This is a genomic window from Streptomyces sp. NPDC031426, assembly GCF_055581585.1.
The window spans coordinates 207,938-224,566 of the sequence record NZ_JBVIJE010000012.1 but is presented as its reverse complement, the minus strand read 5'-3'; the positions used below and the strand labels follow the sequence as shown (position 1 = coordinate 224,566).

Annotated in this window: 10 protein-coding genes and 1 pseudogene; 9 read left to right on the top strand and 2 right to left on the bottom strand. The window is 70.5% G+C overall.

Features of this window, described 5'->3' with window-relative positions:
- The first annotated feature begins 621 nt into the window (after positions 1-621).
- Positions 622-2,034 (top strand): hypothetical protein, encoded by a 1,413-nt coding sequence (locus ACZ5NH_RS25990; protein ID WP_468778447.1) that lies wholly within the window; start codon positions 622-624, stop codon positions 2,032-2,034.
- 223 nt (positions 2,035-2,257) lie between these two features.
- Here the strand turns inward: ACZ5NH_RS25990 and ACZ5NH_RS25985 are convergent, their stop codons facing one another.
- Positions 2,258-3,832, bottom strand: coding sequence for a Na+/H+ antiporter (locus ACZ5NH_RS25985; protein ID WP_468778445.1), 1,575 nt, complete (start codon positions 3,830-3,832; stop codon positions 2,258-2,260).
- A 236-nt stretch (positions 3,833-4,068) separates the two neighbouring features.
- On the opposite strand from ACZ5NH_RS25985, the gene ACZ5NH_RS25980 reads away from it, so the two are divergent.
- The 4 genes and pseudogenes from ACZ5NH_RS25980 to ACZ5NH_RS25965 form a co-directional block, all read left to right on the top strand.
- Entirely contained in the window at positions 4,069-6,567 is a 2,499-nt protein-coding gene (locus ACZ5NH_RS25980; protein ID WP_468778443.1) for a sensor histidine kinase, read from the top strand.
- Positions 6,564-7,358, top strand: coding sequence for a DUF4118 domain-containing protein (locus ACZ5NH_RS25975; protein WP_468778441.1), 795 nt, complete (start codon positions 6,564-6,566; stop codon positions 7,356-7,358). The genes ACZ5NH_RS25980 and ACZ5NH_RS25975 overlap by 4 nt, the downstream gene beginning before the upstream one ends.
- Positions 7,359-7,452: 94 nt before the next feature.
- Positions 7,453-9,366: an NAD-binding protein gene (locus ACZ5NH_RS25970; RefSeq protein ID WP_468778440.1), complete on the top strand. Its 1,914-nt coding sequence runs from the start codon at positions 7,453-7,455 to the stop codon at positions 9,364-9,366.
- Between the two features lie 48 nt (positions 9,367-9,414).
- Positions 9,415-9,727 (top strand): annotated as a pseudogene (locus tag ACZ5NH_RS25965) (hypothetical protein); the annotation flags it as partial.
- A 179-nt stretch (positions 9,728-9,906) separates the two neighbouring features.
- On the opposite strand, the gene ACZ5NH_RS25960 reads toward ACZ5NH_RS25965, so the two are convergent.
- On the bottom strand, positions 9,907-10,428 hold the full coding sequence (locus tag ACZ5NH_RS25960; protein WP_468778438.1) for a hypothetical protein: 522 nt from the start codon (positions 10,426-10,428) through the stop codon (positions 9,907-9,909).
- Positions 10,429-10,640: 212 nt separating this feature from the next.
- Here ACZ5NH_RS25960 and ACZ5NH_RS25955 point away from each other — a divergent pair, with 212 nt between their 5' ends.
- The 4 genes from ACZ5NH_RS25955 (at position 10,641) to kdpB (ending at position 16,628) form a co-directional block, all read left to right on the top strand.
- Positions 10,641-12,479: an APC family permease gene (locus ACZ5NH_RS25955; RefSeq protein WP_468778436.1), complete on the top strand. Its 1,839-nt coding sequence runs from the start codon at positions 10,641-10,643 to the stop codon at positions 12,477-12,479.
- Positions 12,480-12,736: 257 nt separating this feature from the next.
- Positions 12,737-12,826, top strand: a complete 90-nt coding sequence (gene kdpF, locus ACZ5NH_RS25950) for a K(+)-transporting ATPase subunit F (RefSeq protein ID WP_037770757.1) — start codon at positions 12,737-12,739, stop codon at positions 12,824-12,826.
- Positions 12,827-12,834: 8 nt separating this feature from the next.
- Complete coding sequence (gene kdpA / locus ACZ5NH_RS25945; protein ID WP_468778425.1) at positions 12,835-14,499, top strand: potassium-transporting ATPase subunit KdpA; 1,665 nt, start codon at positions 12,835-12,837, stop codon at positions 14,497-14,499.
- Positions 14,496-16,628 (top strand): potassium-transporting ATPase subunit KdpB, encoded by a 2,133-nt coding sequence (kdpB, locus tag ACZ5NH_RS25940; protein WP_468778423.1) that lies wholly within the window; start codon positions 14,496-14,498, stop codon positions 16,626-16,628. The genes kdpA and kdpB overlap by 4 nt, the downstream gene beginning before the upstream one ends.
- Position 16,629 lies beyond the last annotated feature (1 nt).

Genomic DNA, 16,629 nt, shown 5'->3' with positions numbered 1-16,629 from the left:
CGACCACCCCCCCCCCCCCCCCCCCCACCCACCCCACCCCCCCCCCCCCCCCCCCCCCCCCCCCCCCCCCCCCCCCCCCCCCCCCACGGTGGCGCACGAACGCCGGCGATGAGGCGACGACAGAGCGCCGTGCGCGGATGCGCGCCCCCTCGGACACGCACCGGGCCGCCTTCGCGTCACCGCGGAGTGGGGACTCCGCTCGTCGTGCGGGGCCACTGACGTCCGTGGCCCCGGTGGCGGCCGACAGCGAATCTAGTCCCGCTCGCCGCTTCGACCGGCGTGACGAGCACTGAATTTGCGGCACTCATACGGCGCCGCGCAGACCGCCGTCAAAGTGCCGTCAAACCAAGCTGATTCGCCATAAGGGAGCCGTCAAGGCGAGCCAGGGTGGCCGATTTTGGTCGCAGACTGATCGACAACGGGGGACGGGCGACCGTCCGTGGCGGTGACGTTGGAGGGACCGTGACTCTCACGGCCGGATCAGCGCAGGGTCCAAGGACCGAGCAAGGAGCACGGCCACGGCCGGCGGTCGCCCAGCCAGGGGGCAGCCCCGGACCGCGAAGACGAGGGTATTCGCGGACGGCCGGACCGGGTCCGGGGCTGCGCCTGGGACAGCGGGCTGTGGCCGCGCGGGCCGCTCTGCGCCGCCGCTTCTGGGCCACCGTGCCCGCGCGGCTGCGCCTTCTGCGCGCGGCCACGCTCCTGCTCGCCACCACCGTGACGGCACTGCTGACCGTCGCCGGGCTGGCCGTGAGCGGCACCTGGGACAGCGTCGCCGGACGGGATGCGCCGCGCACCACCAGCGCCGCCGACCTCAACCTGGCCCTGAACGACATGGACGCGCAGGCCGCCAACATCCTGCTGTCCAGCGGCGACGCCGGGAAGGGCCGCCTGCGGACCCCGTATGACAAGGCGGTCGGCTTCTACGGCAGCGCCCGTCGCGAGATCGGTCACGACCTGCGGACCCTCGCCGTCGCGGCCCAGGGCGACCGGGCCGACGAGAAGACCGTGGAGAACCTGACCGACGACTTCGCCGAGTACCAGGAGCTGATCGGACGCGCCCTGGAGAACGACGGACACGCCGGCGGCAAAGCGGCCGCCCTGGCCGACTACCGCAAGGCGACCGACCTGCTGCAGGTCAAGCTGCTGCCCGAGTCCCGCACACTGGTGGCCTCCAACGACCGTGTCTTCGACGCGGAGTACACCGCCGCCCGTTCGACCCTCTCCGCCCAGCTGGTGGCCACCACTGCGCTGAGCCTGTTCCTGCTGGCCGTCCTCGCTCTCCTCCAGTCGTATCTGGCCCGGCGCTTTCACCGGATCGTGAACCCGCCGCTTGTCGCAGGCACACTGTGCACACTGCTCGCGGTGATCCTGGGCGCGCAGATGCTGACGTCCTCGTCCGGTGATCTGCGCGGCGCCCGCCGAGACGCCTTCGACTCCGTCGTTGCCCTCTCCCGCGCGCGGGCTATCGCCTACGACGCCAACGCCGACGAGAGCCGCTATCTGCTCGACCCGCAGCGCCGCGACCAGTACGCGCGCTCGTTCCTCGCCAAGTCCCAGCAGCTTTACGGCATCCGAGGGGCGACCCTCGACACGTACGACGACGGGCTGTCCACCAGCTGGCGGGCGTACGAGACCGATCACCACGACCTGCGCTTCACCGGCGAGTTCCGGCGCGAGCTGGACAACATCACCTTCCCCGGCGAGCGGGCCGCGGCCGAGCAGACCGTGGAGACGTACGCCGTCTACCAGCGCGATGACCGCAAGATCCGCGCCCTGCTTGCGGCTGGGCAGGAACGCGAGGCGGTGGAGTTCTGCATGGACTGGAAGCCGGGCACCTCCAACGCCCACTTCGGCGCGTGGATGGCCGCCCTGGACAAGGTGACCGACATCAACCGGGCCCACTTCGCCTCCTCGGTGCGGAACGGCCGCTCGGCCGTGAGCGACCTGCTGCCCTGGGCGGGTGGTCTGCTCATCGCGGCGATGGCGCTCACGGCGCTGGGGTTGCGACCGCGGCTGACGGAGTTCCGCTGAGCGGTCCTCCGACGGTCGACTGGACCAAGGAGGGTCAGGACCGTCACGACCGCCAGGATCCCGGCGAGTATCCGGAAGTCCATGGCGCCGGCCCAGGCTCCCGTCGGGCGGCGGGCTGCATGTCACACGTCAGCCCTGCGACGCGCCCGACGTCGCACGCGATCGCGAGCAGGGCGAAACCGCCACCAGACACGTCCACGCGGAACGCGCCGTCCATCTCGCTTCAGGCGTCCGCCAGCCGTGCCTCTTCCAGATCCAGAGACCGCTGCAGGCGGCGGCGAGTGGTGTCGCTGATGCGGTGGGCGTCGTAGAGACGCTGCAGTTCCGACGTCTCGACGGCGATCAGGTCGCGGCGCAGCTGGCGGTAGATCAGCTCGGCCGATTCGGTGGCGACGGCGGCGCCGTCGTGCTCGGCGAGGCGGTCACGGGCATCGTCCAGGCGCGCCGTCAGGCCGCGGCGCAGCCGGTCGAGGACGATGTCGGGGACGGCCTCCAGTTCGGCCAGTTCCTCCAGGCGGGCGAGGCCGGCATGGGCGAGGTGGGAGCGGGCCTCGGTTTCCTCGCGTGCGGTGTGGGCGGGCTCCAGGGCGATGCCGGAGGCGCGGACGACCGGGGCGAGGGTGAAGCCCTGTCCGACGAGGGTGACGACCACGACCGAGGTGGTCAGGACCAGCACCAGCGGGCGGTCGGCGAGCGGCGTGCCGTTCTTCGCGACCTCGGGGATGGACAGGGCAGCGGCCAGCGGCATCACGCCGCGTGTGCCCGCCCAGGTCAGCACCATCGGGATGCGCCAGTTCAGGCGGCTGATGCCGCCCTTGCGCTGGACGACCGCCGACAGCGGGGCGAGCCACAGCAGGCGTACGGCGATCAGGGTGGCGGCGACGGCGAGAGCGTAGAGAGGCCAGGCCCGGTCTCCGTCGGCCAGGGCTCGCACCTCTGCGGGCAGGGCCAGCCCGATCAGCGAGAAGACCACGCTCTCCAGCAGGAAGACAACCGTGCCGTACACGGCGTGCAGCTGCAGGCGTATGCGGGCGTTGGTGAGCCGGTCACCGCGCCCGCCCAGGATCACCCCGGCGACCACGCACGACGTCACCCCCGAGGTGTGGGCGGCCTCCGCCAGCACATAGGAGGCGTACGGCGTGACCAGGGCGATCACCGTCTCCAGCACCGGGTCCTCGGTACGGCGCCGGATCAGCGTGACCACTGCCGCCACCGCTGCCCCGATCACCGTGCCGCCGCCGGCCAGCAGCAGGAACTGGCCGCCCGCCGCACCCCAGTTCGCCGCCGCCGAGGCGATCGCGATCCCGGCCGCCACCCGGACCAACACCAACGAGGTCGCGTCGTTGAACAGGCTCTCCGCCTGCACGAGGACCTGTACCTTCGGCGGCAGGGCGAGTCGGCGCCCGAGCGCGGTCACCGCCACCGGGTCGGTGCTGGCCAGCACCGCGCCCAGCACGAACGCCATCTGCCAGGACAGCGGAGTGACCAGGGCGGCCACCGCGCCGACGGCCGCGGCCGACGCGAGGACCAGCCCTATCGCGAGGATCCCGACCGGCTTCCACACCGCCCGCAGCTCACGCCACGGCATGTCCTCCGCGCTCGCGTACAACAGCGGCGGTAGCACCACCAGGCCGATGATCTCCGGGCTGATCTCGATCTGGGGGGTGCCCGGCAGCAGCGCGACCGCGAGGCCGGCGACGACCAGCAGGGAGGGGGCGGGGATGCGCCAGCGGCGGGCGAAGGTGGCCACCACGGTGGCCAGGATGACCAACGCGAGTACCGTGCCGACGCTGCGCATGCCGTCCCCCTGGGGCTGAAAAAGGGAGCCACCCTGGCTCCCCTGCCGACCAGACTTCCCGGCACACCGCCTTCACCCTATCGGCCCAGGTCACGCCAAGGCAGTGTCAAGGTCTTCGGGATCGGCGCCAAGGAAGCGCTAAGACGCGTCCCGGACGGCCCTCGGAGGGGCTTCCTTAGGAGCAGCCCCCTGCAAACGGGGGAAGTTGACGCAGCGAGCGGAGCACATCGGCAGCGATGAGTGACGTACGGCCCGGACGACTGAAGGTCTACCTCGGAGCGGCCCCGGGAGTCGGCAAGACCTACCGGATGCTCGACGAGGGGCGGCGCCGCGCCGCCCGCGGGGCGGACGTGGTGGTGGGCTTCGTGGAGTGCCACGGTCGTCAGCACACGGAAGCGATGCTCGACGGCCTGGAAGTCGTCCCCCGCGCCTCCTGCACCTACCGCGGCGGGGGCTTCGAGGAGATGGACCTGGCCGCGGTCCTGGCCCGTCGCCCGCAGGTCGCGATCGTGGACGAGATCGCGCACAGCAACATTCCCGGGGACGGCCGCAACGCCAAACGGTGGCAGGACATCGACGCCCTTCTCGCCGTCGGCATCGACGTGATCACCGCGCTGAACATCCAGCACCTGGAATCCCTCAACGACGTCGTCGAGAAGATCACCAACGTCCCGCAGCACGAGACCGTGCCCGACGAGGTCGTGCGAAGGGCCTGGCAGATCGAGCTGGTGGACATGCCGCCGGAGGGACTGCGCCGGCGCATGGCGCACGGCAACATCTACGCCCCCGAGAAGATCGACGCGGCCCTGGCCAACTACTTCCGGCCCGGCAACCTCACGGCCCTGCGGCAGCTGGCGCTGCTGTGGGTGGCGGACCGGGTGGACGAGGCGCTGCAGGAGTACCGCTCGCAGCATGGCATCGGCGGGGTGTGGGAGACCCGCGAGCGGGTGGTCGTCGCCCTGACCGGAGGGCCGGAAGGGGACACGTTGATCCGGCGGGCGGCGCGGATCGCCGCGCGGTCGGCCGGCGGCGACCTGCTCGCGGTGCACGTGGCCCGCAGCGACGGCCTGGCCGGCGGCGTCTCGGCCGCCTCCCTGGCCCGGCAGCGCAGGCTGGTGGAGGACCTCGGCGGCAGCTACCACTCGGTGGTCGGCGATGACGTGGCCACCGCTCTGGTGGAGTTCGCGCGCGCCGAGAACGCCACCCAGCTGGTACTGGGCACCAGCCGACGGGGACGGCTGCAGCGGTTCCTGACCGGCCCCGGCACCGGCGAGACCGTGACCGAGCTGTCCGGCGACATCGACGTCCACCGGGTCACCCACGAACGGGCCGGACGCGGCACCCTCCTGCCGTCCCGCCGCCGTACCCTGTCCACAGCCCGGCTGATCGCCGGCCCGGTGGCCGGCCTGGTCCTGCCGGTGCTGCTGACCGCCGGGCTCGCCCAGCTGCGCGGGACGCTGGACCTGACCAGCGAGGCACTGCTGTTCCTGCTGGCCGTGGTGGGTGTGGCCTGCATAGGCGGGGTCGCCTCCGCCGTGATCGCGTCGGTGACGGCGTCGCTGCTGCTCAACTACTGGTTCGTCCCACCCATCGGGTCCTTCACCCTGCACGACGCCAACGCCCTGCTGGCACTAGCCGTGTTCGCGGTCGTCGCGGCCACCGTGGCCGCCGTCGTCGACCGCTCGCTGCGGCTGTCCAGGCGCTCGGCGCGGGCCACCGCCGAAGCCGAGACCATGTCCTCGCTGGCCGGCACCATCGTGCGCGGCCAGGCGACGATCCCGGCCCTGCTGGAGCGGACCCGCGAGACCTTCGGCATGGAATCGGCCGAGCTGGCGGACGAGCCGCCGGACACCGACGGAGCCACCGTGGTGCCGGCCGGCCCGGGGACGTACCTGGTGCTGCGCGGCCGTACCCTGTCGTCGTCCGAGCGGCGGGTGCTGGCTGCGTTCGCCGCGCACGTCAACTCCGCCGTGGAGCGGGCCCGCCTCGCCGAGGCGGCGGCCGAGGTGGAGCCCGTGAAGGCCGCCGACCGGCTGCGCACCGCCCTGCTGCGCGCTGTCGGCCACGACCTGCGCACCCCGCTCGCCGCCGGCTGGGCCGCCGTCACCTCGCTGCGCAGCCGCGATGTCGCCTTCTCCGCCGAGGACCGCGACGAGCTTCTCGCCACTGCCGACGAGTCCATGGCCAAGCTCAACCGCCTGGTGGAGAACCTCCTCGACCTCAGCCGTCTGGAGGCCGGCGCCCTCACCCTGAACCTGCGCGCCACCTCCCTGGAAGAGGTCCTGCCCATGGCACTGGTCGATGTGCCGGAGGTCGAGGTCGCCGACGTCGAGGACATCCCGGCCGTACTGGCCGACCCGCCCCTGCTCGAACGGGTGATCGCCAACCTGGTCGGCAACGCCGCCCGCCACACCCCACCGGGACGGAAGGTGATGGTCACTGCCAGCGCCTTGGCCGGCCAGGTGGAACTGCGAGTCGTGGACCGGGGGCCGGGACTGCCGCAGACCGACCGGGAGCGGATCTTCGAACCGTTCCAGCGGCTCGGCGACAACGACAACACCACCGGACTCGGCCTTGGCCTGGCCCTCGCCCGGGGCCTGACCGAGGCCATGAACGGCACCCTCAGCCCCGAGGACACGCCCGGCGGCGGTCTTACGATGGTCGTGTCGCTGCCGATCTCCGATCAGAGCGTAGGGGCCGAACCCACCGAGCAGAGCGCAGGAGGTGCGCGATGAGCACGGAGACAGGCGCCTGGAGGCTCCACCGCATACACACCCCGGCTCATCCCTGGCCACTCAGGGACCGGCTCGCCCTGGCGGCCGGCCTGGCCGCCCCGTTCCTGGTGGCGCTCGCCCTCGTCCCGTTCCGAACGGGCCTCACGCACACGAACGCGGCGCTCGTACTCGTCGTCGTGGTCGTGGCGGTGGCCGCGCTGGGCAGCTGCGCGGCGGGTGTGGTCGCGGCCCTGTCGGCGGCGGCCTGGTTCGACTTCTTCCTCACCCGGCCGTACCAGACCTTCGGCATCAACGCATCCGCCGACATCGAGACGGCAGTGCTGCTGCTGGTCGTCGGCGTGATCGTCTCCCAGCTCGCGGCCCGCGCCCGTCGACTGGAGGTCATGACGGTGACGGACGCGGACCATCTGGCGCGCATCCACCGGACCGCCGCGCTGGCCCAGTCCGCCAACTCGGCGGACACCGTGGTCGACCACGTCCGCACCGAGCTGACCGACCTGCTCGACCTGCGCGCCTGCCGCTTCGAGTACGGCAGCCTGGTGGGCCGACCACCGCGCCTGGAGAAGGACGGCAGCGTGACGGTCGGCAGACGCAGCTGGAACCCCGACACCGACGGCTGGCCCGAGGGCGAGATCGAACTCCGGGCGTACGGCAACGGCCGCTATCTCGGTCGCTTCATGCTCACCCCCGGCCCGGGCGCCGTACCCGCGCTCCAGGCGCGGCTGGTCGCCGTGACCCTGGCCGACCAGACGGGCGCCGCGCTGGACACGGCGGGGCCGGTACGCGGGTGATGAGCCAGGCGCGGCGGATTCCCTGACGGGATCCTGACGCCGGACGGGACCGCCTGGTGGAACGGTGCCACGCCTCCCGCCGGTCCTTCCCGATGTGACGTCAACTCTCCACCTGAGAACCGAACTTGGACAGCGCTCGCAGCACATGGTGATCTGCGGTGACGACGGACTCGCGCACCGGCTCGCGCTCGAACTGGACGCGGTGTGCGGCGAGGTCGTCACGGTGGTGGTGCCGTCCCGGGACGACGAGTACGGGGCGGGGATCGCCGCGCTGCACGAGGACCCGCGGTCCCCGGTGGAGCTGCTCGTCTCCGCGCGCCCCGACGAGCGGACCCTGCGGGCGGCCGGGGTCGAGCGGGCCGCCGCGCTCGCTCTCACCTACCGCGACGACCAGGCCAACATGACCGCCGCCCTGCTGGCCCGCACCCTCAACCCGTCGATCCGGCTGGTGGTGCGGATGTTCCACCGCGAGCGTGGCCGGCACCTGGAGCGGCTGCTGGACCGCGCGGCCGGCCTGTCCGGGGAGGCGGTGCAGGACACCTCCACCACGGTGCTGTCCGACGCCGACACCGCCGTACCCGAACTCGTGGCGGCGGCCGCCGTCGGCCACGGCCACACCTTGCAGGTCGAGGGCAAGGTCTTCCGCGGTGTCGTGCGTCCGGCCGGAACACCGGCGCAGGCCACCGACCTGGCCACCCTCGCCGTCCTGTCCGGCGCCCACCAGGACGACCCGGCGAGCCAGGACAGCCCGGAGACGCCCGGCGAGGACGGCACCCAGCTGCTGCCGGACACCCGGACCGCCTACCACCGCCAGTTCACGCACGGCCGGCTGATGCTCGAGGAGGTCACCCACCAGCACACGCTCGAAGCGGCACCCAGAGGACTACACTTCCGCCCCGGCGCCTGGCTGCGGGCCCGGCTCGCTCACCTGCCGTGGAGGGTGTTCCTCTCCCGCGAGGTCACCGCCGTCTTTGGCGCGCTCGGCGCCATGGTGCTGGCCCTGGCCGCCGCCACGGCGCTGTTCGCGGACGAGCACCCGTGGTGGAAGAACCTGTACCTGCCGATGCTGGACATCTTCACCATGGGCGACCCGGCCACCGACGAGCCCGTCGCCCGCCGCATACTCCAACTGGTCGCCGGTTTCGTCGGCTTGGCCGTACTCCCGCTCGTCGTGGCAGCCACACTGAACGCCACCGATGCCTTCCGCGCCGCCTCGGCGAGTCATCCGCCCGACGAGGAAACGACCGGACACATCGTCCTCGTCGGCCTTGGCAAGATCGGTGTCCGGGTGCTCGCCCGGCTGCGCACCACGGACCACCAGGTCGTGGTGATCGAACGCGACCCGCACGCACGAGGCGTCGCGTTCGCCCGCGAACTGGGCGTACCGCTGATCCTGCAGGATGCCACCGCTCCCGGCGTGCTCGACCTGGCCCGGGTCCGGCACAGCAGCTCGCTGCTCGTCCTCACCCGCGACGACGGCCAGAACCTGGACATCGTCATGGCAGTCCGGGAGAGCAACCCTCAGATGAGGGTGGTCATGCGGCTCTACGACGACGACCTGGCGGCGACGGTCCAGCGGACCCTGCGCGCCTCGTACCCGGACGCACTCACCCGCAGCCGAAGCGTTTCGGCGCTGGCCGCCCCGTCTTTCGCCGCAGCCATGATGGGCCGCCACGTGCTGGGGGTGATGCCGGCGGAGCGGGGGTCGCTGCTGTTCACCTGCGTGGACGTGGCCGGACATCCGGAACTCGAGGGTCGGTCGGTACACGAGGCGTTCCGGGAGAACGAACGGCGGGTCCTTGCCGTCGGAGCCGCGGGCGCTGCGGCGGATCAGTCCTCCATGGACACACTCACCGGTCTGCGTCTGGACCGGTCAAGATTCGACTGGCGTCCGTCACAGGGCCGCGTGTTGAGGGCCGGTGACCGAGTGGTCCTGGCGACGACGCGGCGCGGGCTGGACATCTTGATGACGGGAGTACAGCCGCATCCGGCGAACCGGAGGGACTGAGCCAGAACCTGTTCAGGGAGGGGGGCGAGACGGCCATGCAGCGCCTGCAAAAGTCGGATCAAGCGACGCGGCGCATGGCGGGCACCTCGGGTCCTCAAGGTCGAGTCCGCAGACGGAAGGGTGCAGCTGGATCTGTCCCAGGCGGTCATCGAGCATCCGGTCGTCGACATCGGGCTGCAACTCTGCGCCGGGGGTCAGGATCACGGTGCCTAGCGACGCGATCTGATGTCGAGCCTCTGCGCACTGAGTGAAAGGATCTGCGCTACAAGACCCGACGGCGTTCCCGCCCCGGCGGGCCGAAGATCTGAATCTCCGGGACATGGGATTCGGGCCGTTGAAGATCCGCCACGCGCGGCGTTGAGGCTGCATGCGGCGCCAGAACCATCCGTCCGGAACCTCGTTACCGCGGGCTGCTGGTGCCGCGGCGGCATGGGGTCGGGCGGGTGGCGACCGTCGCCACGACGAACTCGGCGTCAGGCTGAGCGGGCGAGACGGCTTCAGGCCATCGAGGGCCGAGACGGAACAAGCATCGCTGCAGCCCTAGTCCAGCCCGGAAGCCTTGAACACGGCCCGTGCCGTCTCACGGTCCATGCGGTCCGACAGGCGGCGCAGTGCAGTCTGCCCGCACAGCAGCAGACCGTCGGCCGCTGCCTTGCCCGCGCCCTCGTGCAGGCGGAACCACAACTGCGGGTTGCGGACCAGGACCTCGGGATCGATCTGAACCCGCCCGCCCCGGGCGTCCCGTAGCACGAGCAGCGGAGAGATGCCGTCCAGGCAACGGACCGACACCAGCAAGTCCGTCCGCACCCGCTGCTCGCGCACCAGTCGACGTGAGGCCAGCCAGTCGCGACCGGCGGACACGCGGGCGGGAAACAGTACGACGAAGAGCAGCCCGGCAAGGGCGAACCACAGCACGATGCGCCACAGGGCCATCCGGCCGGTGGCCCAGTCGACCAGGAGCAGCAATGCAAGCAGAACGCCGGCGCAGCGGACGGCGCTCCACAACTGCCTTGTCCAGTCGAGGTCGTTCGCCACCTCACTGGAGCCATCAGGGCGTGCCATGGCGGAGACGGTAGTCACCGGGAGAGCTCGAGTGACGGACCTTGATACGGCTCTGACAGAGATGGCCGCCAAGATCGCGTCAAGGTCCGCCGACTGGGCGCGAAGATGCCGCAAGGAAGGTCCAGATGCCGCTGCAAACGGTCAGATCCTGGGTGCACTCGCGCACGTCGTGGTCATCGCGCGTGGTGGAAAGAAGTAAGGAGCACGCACCCATGTCCGTCCTGACCACCGAGCCGGATGCCGTCCCCGCCGGCGAAGAACCCCCTGATACCGGCGAACGCCACCGGCTGACCGCCGTCACCGGACTGGCGGCCCTGTCGCTCGACGCGATGGCGTCCGTGGCGTACGGCCCGGAGGCGATCGTCCTGGTCCTGGCCGGCGCGGGTGCGCGCGGACTGGGTTTCACGCTGCCGGTGACGCTGGCCATCGCCGCGCTGCTTGCGGTGCTGGTGGCCTCCTACCGGCAGGTCATCGCGGCCTTCCCGGACGGCGGCGGCTCCTACGCCGTGGCCAGGACGCACTTGGGCGCGCGGACCAGCCTGGTGGCCGCGGCCTCGCTGGTGCTGGACTACGTCCTCAACGTGGCCGTCGCGGTCACGGCGGGTGTGGCGGCACTGACCTCCGCCTTTCCGTCGCTCTACGGCGACCGGCTGTGGCTGTGCCTGGCCGTGCTCGCGCTGATCACCGGAGTGAACCTGCGGGGGATCGTGGAGTCGGCGAAGGCTTTCATCGTGCCGACGGTCGTGTTCGTCGGTTCGGTCTTCGTCCTCGTCGCCGTCGGGCTCTTCCGCTCCCACCCCGTGAGTACGGTCACTGCGGCCGGACATGCCTCGGTCCTCGCGGACAACGCGTCCAGCGTGGGCGCGCTGCTCCTGCTGAAAGCATTCGCCTCCGGCTGCGCCGCGCTGACCGGTGTCGAGGCCATCGCCAACGCCGTCCCGTCCTTCAGGGGGCCGCGCGTACGCCGGGCCCAGCGTGCGGAGGTCGCCCTCGGTGCCGTGCTCGGGCTGATGCTGATCGGTCTTTCGGTGCTGATCGGCCGCTTCCACCTCCAGCCGGTCGCGGGCGTCACGGTGCTGGCCCAGCTCGCGGACGCCTCGCTCGGCCACAACTGGCCCTTCTACGTCATCCAGTTCGCGACGATGATCCTGCTGGCGCTGTCCGCGAACACGTCCTTCGGTGGGCTACCGGTGCTGCTGAAGCTGCTCGCCCGCGACAACTACGCCCCGCATGTCTTCGCCCTGAAGGCAGACCGCCAGGTGCATCGGCACGGTGTCCTCGCCCTCGCCGCGGTCTCGGCCGGGCTGCTGGTCTTCTCCGGTGGCGACACCAACACCCTGGTGCCGATGTTCGCCATCGGTGTCTTCGTCGGCTTCACGATCGCCCAGGTGGGGATGGTCCGGCACTGGCGGTCGGGGCGGGGGCGTGGTTGGCGGGGGAAGGCGCTGCTGAACGGCTTCGGCGCCGTCCTCACCGGAGTCGCGACGGTCGTCGTCACGGCGAGCAAGTTCACCGAGGGCGCCTGGCTGATCGTGATCGCCCTGCCGCTGCTGGTGGCGGCCTTCGAGACCGTGCACCGCACCTACGGCCGGATCGGCGAACGGCTCGGGCTCGGCCGCACACCAGAGGTACCGCACCGGGAGCGCTCCCTCGTCATCGTGCCAGTGTCCACGTTGTCCCGGCTGACCTCGGCGGCGCTCACCGCGGCCCGCTCCCTCGGTGACGAGGTCCGCGCGGTGACCGTCTGCTACCCGGACCCCGAGGATCGGGCTCAGCTGCATGCCCTGGAGCGGTCCTGGGCCGAGTGGGACCCCGGTGTGCGACTGGTGCGGCTGCCCTGCACGCGGCGCAGCCTTGGCCGCCCCATCGCCGCGTACGTCCGCGAGACGGCCGCCGCAGAGCCCGGCACCCGGGTCACTGTGCTGATCCCCGAGGCGGAGCCGGAGCGGCTGTGGCAGCGGCTGCTGCAGAACCAGCGGGGCGCGGTGGTCGCACATGCCGTACGCCGTGAGACGGACGCGGTGATCTGCCGGCTTCGCTTCCGCCTGTGAGCCCGGTCACCGGCTGTCACGCCCGCCTACCGGCCCGTACGGGTCGGGCGGCGTAAGAGTCCCGTCAAATGTGCTGCGACGGCCGTATGAGGGTCGTCAACGGGCGACCGGATCCAGCCAGAGAGGCGCTTTCCTCTAAGCGTCCGTTTCAACCGAACCTCACTCCAGGAGTTCGCGATGGCCGATCTGGCCTTCGTCGTCACCGTGCTCGCGGGTTTCGCGCTGGTGGCCCTTGTCGCCAAGGGGGTGACGAAGCTGTGACCGTCGAAAACGTCGTCGGCCTGGTCGTGGCCGTCGCCCTGCTGGGCTATCTCGTCCTCGCCCTGATCTTCCCGGAGAGGTTCTGAGAACAGACATGAGTCCCGTACTTGCGGGCGTGCTCCAGCTGCTCGCCCTCATCGGCGCACTGGCGCTCGCCTACGTCCCCGTCGGCAACTACATGGCCAAGGTCTACGACTCGCGCAAGCACCTGCGCGTCGAGAAGTGGATCTACAAGGCCATCGGCGCCAACCCCGACACCGAGATGACCTGGCCCGCGTACCTGCGCGGTGTGCTGGCCTTCTCCGCCGTCAGTGTCCTCTTCCTCTACCTGCTGCAGCGGCTGCAGGGCGTGCTGCCCGGCTCGATGCACTTCTCGTCGGTCAACCCGGCGCAGTCGTTCAACACGGCTGTCTCGTTCGTGACGAACACCAACTGGCAGTCGTACTACGGCGAGCAGACCATGGGGCACGTCGTGCAGACCGTCGGTCTGACCGTGCAGAACTTCGTCTCCGCCGCGGTGGGCATCGCGGTCGCGGTGGCGCTCGTGCGCGGCTTCGCCCGCTCGCGCACCGGTGAACTGGGCAACTTCTGGGCCGACCTGGTGCGCGGCACGCTGCGCATCCTGGTGCCGGGCGCGGCAATCGCCGCGATCGTCCTGGTGGCGTGCGGTGCGATCCAGAACTTCTCCGGCATCCACGAGGTCGGCCAGTTCATGGGCGGCTCGCAGCAGTGGAACGGCGGCGCGGTCGCCTCGCAGGAGGCCATCAAGGAGTTCGGCACCAACGGCGGCGGCTACTTCAACGCCAACTCCGCCCACCCCTTCGAGAACCCCACCCCGTTCACCAACCTCTTCGAGATCTTCCTGCTCCTGGTGATCCCGTTCTCGCTGACCCGCACGTTCGGTGTGATGGTCGGGAACGTGAAGCAGGGGTACGCGATCCTCGCCACGATGTTCACCATCTGGTTCGGCTTCGTCGCCCTGATGATGTGGAGCGAGTTCGCGCACCACGGCGCGGCGCTGCAGGCCGCGGGCGGGGCGATGGAGGGCAAGGAGGTCCGCTTCGGGGTCGGCTCGTCGTCTATCTTCGCGGTGTCGACCACGCTCACCTCGACCGGTGCGGTGGACTCCTTCCACTCCTCCTTCACCGGCCTGGGCGGCGGCGTCGCGATGCTGGGCATGATGCTGGGTGAGATCGCGCCCGGTGGTACCGGCTCCGGCCTGTACGGCATGCTGATCATGGCCGTGATCGCGGTGTTCATCGCCGGTCTGATGGTCGGCCGTACGCCCGAGTACCTGGGCAAGAAGATCGGCGGCCGCGAGATGAAGCTCGCCGCCTGCTACATCCTGATCACCCCCGCCCTGGTGCTGGTGTTCACCGCGGCCTCCATGGCGCTGCCGACGCCGCCGCACTCGATGCTCAACTCCGGTGCGCACGGGTTCTCCGAGGTGCTGTACGCGTTCACGTCCGCGTCGAACAACAACGGCTCGGCCTTCGCTGGCCTGAACGCGAACACCGACTGGTACAACACCATGACCGGTCTCGCCATGCTGCTGGGCCGCTTCCTGCCGATGGTGTTCGTCCTGGCGCTGGCCGGCTCGCTCGCCGAGCAGAAGCCGGTACCGGTGACCGCGGGCACCCTGCGCACGGAGAAGCCGCTGTTCACCGGTCTGCTGGTGGGCGCGATCCTGATCATCACCGGTCTGACCTACTTCCCGGCCCTCGCGCTGGGTCCGCTGGCCGAGGGGCTGGCGTCATGACGACCCGAACGGAAAACCACGAGGACGCGATGTCCACACCCACCCTTGCGCCCCACCAGGACGCACCCACCGGGCACAAGCCCACCGAGGGCCGTGTCGGAGCGGGCCTCTTCGACCCCAAGGCGCTGGTCAAGTCGCTGCCGGACGCCTTCCGCAAGCTCGACCCGCGGGTGATGGTCAAGTCGCCCGTGATGTTCGTGGTGTGGATCGGCTCTGTCCTGACCACGGTCTTCTCCTTCCAGCACCCGAGCCAGTGGTTCGGCTGGACCATCAGTGCCTGGCTGTGGTTGACGGTGATCTTCGCCAACCTGGCGGAGGCGGTCGCGGAGGGTCGCGGCAAGGCGCAGGCGGACACCCTGCGCAAGGCCAAGACCGACACGGTCGCTCGTCGGCTGCTCGCGGACGGCACGTCCGAGGAGCAGGTTGCGGGCACCGAGCTGACCATCGGCGACCTGGTGGTCTGCGAGGCCGGCGACATCATTCCCGGTGACGGTGACGTCGTCGAGGGTGTCGCCTCGGTGGACGAGTCGGCGATCACCGGTGAGTCCGCGCCGGTCATCCGTGAGTCCGGCGGTGACCGCTGCGCGGTGACCGGCGGTACGAAGGTGCTGTCCGACCGGATCGTCATCAAGATCACGACGAAGCCCGGTGAGACCTTCATCGACCGGATGATCAACCTGGTCGAGGGCGCGGCCCGGCAGAAGACGCCGAACGAGATCGCGCTGAACATCCTGCTGGCGTCGCTGACCATCGTGTTCCTGCTGGCGGTGGCGACCCTGCCGCCGTTCGCGACCTTCGCCCACACGCACCTGACGATGGTCGTGCTGGTGGCCCTGCTGGTCTGCCTGATCCCGACCACGATCGGCGCCCTGCTCTCCGCGATCGGCATCGCGGGCATGGACCGCCTTGTCCAGCGCAACGTGCTGGCCATGTCCGGTCGTGCGGTCGAGGCCGCCGGTGACGTCTCCACGCTGCTGCTGGACAAGACCGGAACCATCACCCTCGGCAACCGCCAGGCCGCCGAGTTCGTGCCGGTCAAGGGCACCACCGAGGCGGAGGTCGCGGACGCGGCCCAGCTGTCCTCGCTGGCCGACGAGACGCCCGAGGGCCGCTCGATCGTCGTCCTGGCCAAGGAGAAGTACGGGCTGCGCGAGCGCCACCAGGGTGAGCTGGTCGGTGCCGAGTGGATCGAGTTCACCGCCCAGACCCGCATGTCGGGTGTGGACGTCGACGAGCGCAAGATCCGCAAGGGCGCCACCGCCTCGGTCATCGCCTGGGTGAAGGAGCAGGGTGGTGTCGTCGCGGACGACGCGGACGCGATTGCCAACCGGATCTCCGAGGCGGGCGGCACCCCGCTGCTCACCGCAGTCAAGGACGACAAGGGCGCCCGTGTGCTGGGTGTCATCTACCTGAAGGACGTCGTCAAGGAGGGCATGCGGGAGCGGTTCGTGGAGCTGCGCCGCATGGGCATCAAGACGGTCATGATCACGGGTGACAACCCGCTGACCGCGAAGGCGATCGCCGAGGAGGCGGGCGTCGACGACTTCCTCGCCGAGGCCACTCCCGAGGACAAGATGGCCCTCATCAAGCGGGAGCAGGCCGGCGGCAAGCTCGTCGCGATGACCGGTGACGGCACCAACGACGCCCCGGCACTGGCTCAGGCGGACGTCGGTGTGGCGATGAACACGGGGACGTCGGCCGCCAAGGAGGCCGGCAACATGGTCGACCTCGACTCCAACCCGACCAAGCTGATCGAGATCGTGGAGATCGGCAAGCAACTCCTCATCACCCGGGGCGCGTTGACGACGTTCTCCATCGCCAACGACGTCGCGAAGTACTTCGCGATCATCCCGGCGCTGTTCGCCGCGGTCTATCCGGGCCTGGACAAGCTCAACATCATGCACCTGTCCTCGCCCAACTCCGCGATCCTGTCCGCGGTCGTCTTCAACGCGCTGATCATCATCGCGCTGGTGCCGCTGTCCCTGAAGGGCGTGCAGTACAAGCCGGTCAGCGCCGACAAGATGCTCCGCCGCAACCTCGGGATCTACGGCATCGGCGGCCTGATCGCCCCGTTCATCGGCATCAAGATCATCGACATGCTCATCTCCCTCATCCCCGGAATCGGCTGAT